This is a genomic window from Polaromonas sp. P1_G2, assembly GCF_056405515.1.
Genome location: NZ_JBFUBY010001249.1, coordinates 1 through 436, shown reverse-complemented (window position 1 = coordinate 436; position 436 = coordinate 1). Strand labels below are relative to the sequence as shown.

Genomic DNA, 436 nt, shown 5'->3' with positions numbered 1-436 from the left:
GTGCGGTCGATGTCACAGGCTTCCTCCTCGACAACAATGCGTCGCTGAAAGTGATATCGAGCTATGGCTTCTCGCTCGACGACCACTTCGCCTACGAGGAGAAAGTCAACACTGCGCAGACCGATGCCTTCAAGGCGATCAAGCAGYTGTTCGACGCCCGCCGCGCCCGTGACGAGAAGGCGGTTAGAGATCAGGTGCTGATGGCAGCCGTGGTCGCCAACGACCTCGACGGCGTCAAAGCCGCGCTCGCCGACGATGCCGATGTCAACGAGCGGGCGCCGATCACCGGCAGCTTCAACAATGGCCATACGCCGCTGCATGTCGCGGCGCGCGAGGGCAAGGCGGACATTGTCGCCGTGCTGCTGCCTGCCGGCGCCGACGTCAATGCCGTCGAGCCGACCTTCACGGCGGTGCCGCTGCACAAGTCGGTCTACAA

The 436-nt window shown here is 63.4% G+C and carries 1 protein-coding gene; it reads left to right on the top strand.

Annotation, left to right across the window (positions count from 1 at the left end; all coding sequences use genetic code 11):
- Window positions 1-436, top strand: a 436-nt coding sequence (locus AC1D0P_RS29990) for an ankyrin repeat domain-containing protein (protein WP_477680061.1), incomplete at both ends; no start/stop codon positions are given.